The following is a 4,781-nucleotide window of genomic DNA, read 5'->3' as shown; positions in this document are numbered from 1 at the left end:
CTATCTATTGCATGTTCAGCTAGTTTTTCTGATTCATAACATTGCATATTTATTTTAGTTTTGCAACACCCTCAATTTGATATAAAAGAAACAGTAAGCTCTATGAATCAAGTTGGAGCAGAAGTACAATCAGGACTTGTAGTTGCAAATGAAACGAAGCAAAGCTTTGTCGAAATATTGAAGTCTACAAATGATACAGTTGTACAAATTGATAGCATGGTAGATGTAGCAAAACAAATGACGGTAGATGCAAAACAAGTAAGTGCATCTATTAATGAAATTGCAGCTACGATTGAAGAAAATGCCGCAAGTGTTCAAAATATTGCTGGTTCCTCTGAGGAACAATTAGCTTCAGTAGATGAAATAAATGCAGCAGCAGTCCATTTATCACAAATGGCAGAAGAATTACAAGAGATGATTGGTAAGTTTAAAATATAATAATAAACTGTTAAGAAACGAAGTAGTACTTATGCTTCGTTTCTTTTTTTATGAAGATAAAAAAGAAAGAAATATATAGTAACCGTGTTATGATAATAAAAAACTGTATTTTCTTTAAATTCTATCTTTAATCATGTTAGGGGAATGGTTTTGAAATTTAAAAAATTAAAACTCCAACCGAGAATTACATTAACTATTAGTACACTTATTTTAGTTGTACTTATGCTAACGAGTTATTTATTTTATTACATATTATCTGAAACGGTAGAAGAGCAAATTGGTAAACGGGCTTTGCATGTTGCGAAAACAGTTGCCGCGATACCAGAAATTCAGGAAGCTTTTCAAAAAGAAAATCCAGCTTCTATTATTCAGCCAATCGCAGAAAAAATTCGAATTGATACAGAGGCTGACTTTATTGTAGTTGGAAACAAAGAGGGGATTCGTTATGCACATCCTGAGCGAGATAAAATAGGAGAAAAAATGGTTGGCGGAGATAATAAAGGCGTTTTATTAGAAGGGAAATCTTATGTTTCTAAAGCTAATGGATCATTAGGCCCTTCGTTGCGTGGGAAAGTCCCAGTCCGTAACCAGGAAAATGAAATTATTGGTGTGGTGTCTGTTGGGTTTTCAATGGCTGATATTCATGGAGCGGTAGAAGTGTATGGAAAGCGTGTATTTTGGATTACAATAATAGGTCTTTTAATTGGGATAATCGGCTCTATATATTTAGCGGCAAGTATAAAAAGAATGATGTTCGGGATGGAACCAGAAGAAATTTCATCTTTATATGAAGAGCATAGTACAGTGATTCAATCTGTACGTGAAGGGATTATTGTAATCGATAAAAATGGCATGATTAGTTTAGTCAATCAAGCAGCTTATGATATTCTTTCGCTAGATAAGCAACAAAATATTATTGGGGAATTTATTTTAAATGTAATTCCTAATTCAACGATACTAGATGTACTTCAAACTGGTGAAGAACAGTTTGATCGTCAATTAAATATAAAAGGACAGGCTGTTATTGCGAACCGTCTACCTATTAAAGTAAAGAATAAAGTAACTGGCGTTGTATCGAGCTTACGTTTGAAATCTGAAATGGATCAGTTAACAGCAGAATTATCTCAGACGAAGCAATATACAGAGGCATTACGAGCGCAAACGCACGAATATAACAATTTATTGTATACGCTTTCAGGTCTTATCCAATTAGAATCATACGAAGATGCTTTAGAGCTTATTCATAAGGAAACAGCGGTATATCAAGATTTTGTTCAATTTATTATGAAGCGGATTCAAAATCCATGGCTAGGTGGAATTTTAATTGGATTTTATAATAGAGCACGAGAGTTGAAGATTGATTTTATGCTAGATAGAGAAAGTGGTTTAGACAAATTAAGTCCACATATTGAGAGTAATTATGTCGTTTCTATTTTAGGGAATTTAATTACGAATGCATTTGAAGCAATTGAAAAAAATGAAGAGAATGATAAGAAAGTAAGGATGTTTGTAACTGATATTGGAGAAGAAATATTAATTGAAGTGGAAGATTCAGGGCAAGGGATTCATGATGAAATAATTACTAGCATATTCTATAAAGGCTTTTCGACGAAAGAAGGAGGAGAGCGAGGATATGGATTAGCAAAAGTGAAAGAGTTAGTAGAAGATTTAAATGGAAGTATTGCAATCGAAAAAGGGGATTTAGGTGGTGCGTTATTTATTATTGCACTACCGAAAGAGAGAGGCGAATAGTAATGGGTGAGGAGATTGAAGTATTAATTGTAGAAGATGATATTCGGATTGCAGACATTCATCGTCGTTTTACTGAAAAAATTGAGGGATTTAAAGTAATTGGAACGGCAACGACTGGAGAACAAGCGAAAGAATGGCTAGAGCTTGTGAAGCCACAGCTTGTTTTATTAGATGTGTACTTACCTGATATGCAAGGAACGGAACTTGTCACATATATTAGGCATCATTTGCACGATACAGATATTATTATGATTACAGCGGCATCGGAAACAGAAGTAGTAAGGCACGCGCTGCGAGGTGGAGTAACAGATTATATCGTAAAGCCACTAATGTTTGACCGATTTAAAGCAAGTCTGGAAGGCTATCAAAAAAAGATTATACAGTTAAAGAAAAACAATCAATTATCTACGGAGCAAATTGAATATTTATGGTCTCAAAGAGGCGTGAAGGGAGATCAAATAGAATATGCCCCGAAAGGGATAGATCCTTATACTTTAGCGAAAGTAAAAAAGCATATGTTAACAGTTAATGAAGAAGGGATTACAGCAGAAATGTTAAGCTCAATGATTGGAGTAAGCCGATCAACGGCAAGGCGCTATTTAGAGTATTTGATATCTAGGAAGAAAGTCCACGCAGAGCTAATATATGGAAGTGTTGGGAGACCGGAGAGACGTTATTTTCTTGTTTCTTCATAATAAAAACAGTAGAGGATTTTATTTCTTCTACTGTTTTTTTGCATCTTATATTGGAATAATCCCAATCACAATTCCGGTAATTAACATAACCATTGTCGTTCCAACGGCCCACAATAAAGTGAAGCGTTGATGTTCACCGAAATCAACTTTGGCCATTCCGACCAATAAATAAGTGGAAGCGACAAGAGGACTTAATAAGTGAACGGGTTGCCCAAGTAAGGAAGCACGTCCCATTTCAGCTGCACTAATTCCGTAAGTAGCAGCAGCTTTCGTCAAAATAGGTAATACCCCGAAGTAAAATGCATCATTAGACATGAAAAATGTGAATGGCATACTGAGAAGTGCTGTAATAATTGGTAGTTGTGGTCCAAGTGCATCTGGTATAAGAGTTACTACACTGTTAGCCATTGCATCTACCATTTTTGTTCCAGATAAAATACCAGTGAAAATACCGGCAGCAAATACGAGAGAAACAACTGCTAATACATTCCCTGCATGAGAAGCAATACGTTCTTTCTGTTGCTGTAAGTTTGGATAGTTAATCATAACAGCAATAGCAAAAGCGACTGTAAATAAAACAGGTAACGGCATAACTTCTAGTATGAGACAGACAAGTAATGTAGCGGTTAATAAAAAGTTAATCCATAGAAGTTTAGGACGTTTATGCACTGCGGCTTCGACAGTTGCAGCTTGCTCGTCCATTGTTTGCATTTGTTTTAAATACTGTACATCCATAATTCCTAAACGTTTTCTTTCTTTTTTTCCAAGATAGTAGGCAACGAAAACAACCCAAATTGCACCAGCAATCATTCCTGGAATAAGAGGTGTAAATAATTCGGAAGCCTCAAGTCCAAGTGCGCTCATAACACGAGCTGTGGGTCCACCCCAAGGTGTAAGATTTGTTACCCCTGCCCCTAACATAACAACTCCAGCTAATATGAGGGGGTTCATTCCAAGGCGCTTATATAGTGGATACATTGCGGAAACTGTAATCATGTATGTTGTTGTACCATCACCATCTAGAGAAACGATAATAGTCAATATAGCCGTTCCGACAACGATTTTTAAAGGATCTCCTTTTACAAATTTTAAAATCTTACTAATGACAGGATCGAATAAACCACTATCAATCATAATGCCAAAATATAAAATAGCGAACATAAGCATAATACCAGTAGGTGCTAATTTTTGAATCCCCTCTAACATCATTGGTCCCATATTGGCATAGAATCCGCCAATTACTGCAAAAACACTCGGAATTAATATTAATGCTACTAGCGCTGACATACGTTTCGTCATAATTAAAAACATAAAGACAAATACCATCGCAAATCCAAGTAGTGCTAACATGTAATTTCCCCCTCAAAAGAATGATTGCGCTTTCAAAAATAGAATAAAAATTCAGAAAAAGGTTTTTTATTTATAATAAAAGCATCTATTCAAATGGTAAATAATTTGAAAAATAACATCATTAGAAGCATAATTTTTATTTTGTTCATTTTGTTCACGGTAGTTAATTTGAATTTTTAAAAAGTAAGCCGCATCTCGTAAGAATGGTAGAATAAGATGAAAATAGTGAAGTGTGAAATAGGGAGTAGATGTTATATGAAAACGAGAATAGAAGAGATTTATAGCTCTTATGAAGGAAAAGTAGAGGAGATTTTTATTAATGAATCTTCTTACGTATATGAATGGGAAAAATTACTGATGATCCGAAAAAATGACGGTGAGCTAAAAAAAATTGCAGTCGGGATTAGTGGAAATATAAGATTGGTAAATGTAGAAGTTGGACAGGAAATTAGTGCGGATACATTATTAGTTAGAGGGTGTTGCAAAACTAAAATAAATATGCAATGTTATGAATCAGAAAAACTAGCTGAACATGCAATAGATAGC

At 34.8% G+C, this 4,781-nt stretch carries 3 protein-coding genes and 2 pseudogenes; 4 read left to right on the top strand and 1 reads right to left on the bottom strand.

The window, feature by feature from the left end; translation table 11 throughout:
* Positions 1-72: 72 nt before the first annotated feature.
* The 3 genes and pseudogenes from ACQRBL_RS02885 to ACQRBL_RS02875 form a co-directional block, all read left to right on the top strand.
* Positions 73-438, top strand: a pseudogene (locus tag ACQRBL_RS02885) (chemotaxis protein); the annotation flags it as partial.
* 144 nt (positions 439-582) lie between these two features.
* Positions 583-2,190: an ATP-binding protein gene (locus ACQRBL_RS02880; RefSeq protein ID WP_003269387.1), complete on the top strand. Its 1,608-nt coding sequence runs from the start codon at positions 583-585 to the stop codon at positions 2,188-2,190.
* A 2-nt stretch (positions 2,191-2,192) separates the two neighbouring features.
* Positions 2,193-2,885: a response regulator gene (locus ACQRBL_RS02875; RefSeq protein WP_000503464.1), complete on the top strand. Its 693-nt coding sequence runs from the start codon at positions 2,193-2,195 to the stop codon at positions 2,883-2,885.
* 45 nt (positions 2,886-2,930) lie between these two features.
* On the opposite strand, the gene ACQRBL_RS02870 is transcribed toward ACQRBL_RS02875, so the two are convergent.
* Entirely contained in the window at positions 2,931-4,235 is a 1,305-nt protein-coding gene (locus ACQRBL_RS02870; RefSeq protein WP_000880477.1) for a CitMHS family transporter, read from the bottom strand.
* Positions 4,236-4,490: 255 nt separating this feature from the next.
* On the opposite strand from ACQRBL_RS02870, the pseudogene ACQRBL_RS02865 reads away from it, so the two are divergent.
* Positions 4,491-4,709 (top strand): annotated as a pseudogene (locus ACQRBL_RS02865) (hypothetical protein); the annotation flags it as partial.
* Positions 4,710-4,781 lie beyond the last annotated feature (72 nt).

It is taken from the genome of Bacillus sp. AF62, from assembly GCF_050312695.1.
Lineage (GTDB): Bacteria > Bacillota > Bacilli > Bacillales > Bacillaceae_G > Bacillus_A > Bacillus_A cereus.
This window is presented reverse-complemented; position numbering and strand designations above follow the sequence as displayed.

Coding starts and splice junctions, on each gene's coding strand:
- ACQRBL_RS02870 (WP_000880477.1), bottom strand. CDS start 4,235: ATGTTAGCACTACTTGGATTTGCGATGGTATTTGTCTTTATGTTTTTA.
- ACQRBL_RS02880 (WP_003269387.1), top strand. CDS start 583: ATGGTTTTGAAATTTAAAAAATTAAAACTCCAACCGAGAATTACATTA.
- ACQRBL_RS02875 (WP_000503464.1), top strand. CDS start 2,193: ATGGGTGAGGAGATTGAAGTATTAATTGTAGAAGATGATATTCGGATT.